Below are 284 nucleotides of genomic sequence, written 5' to 3'. Positions count from 1 at the left end.
TTCTTGCTCATTAGTTACACCATCACCATCACAGTCTGCTGCTAACCAGTCTCCTGATTGAGTTTCTGTAATACTTCCTATAGTAAATGAACAAGGATCGTTTGGATCGGTTCCATCTGTAACTTCTGTTTCGTTGGTTACGCCATCACCATCACAGTCTGCTGTTAACCAATCTCCTGATTGAGTTTCTGTAACATTTGCTGGATCGTAAGAACAAGGATCGTTTGGATCGGTTCCATCTGTAACTTCTGTTTCGTTGGTTACGCCATCGCCATCACAGTCTG

At 43.0% G+C, this 284-nt stretch carries 1 protein-coding gene; it reads right to left on the bottom strand.

The window, feature by feature from the left end:
- On the bottom strand, positions 1-284 hold a 284-nt coding region (locus tag V6251_RS15405; RefSeq protein WP_445933628.1), incomplete at both ends, for a hypothetical protein.

Origin of the sequence: Olleya sp. Ti.3.14 (assembly GCF_038154885.1) — a bacterium.
Lineage (GTDB): Bacteria > Bacteroidota > Bacteroidia > Flavobacteriales > Flavobacteriaceae > Olleya.
This window is presented reverse-complemented; position numbering and strand designations above follow the sequence as displayed.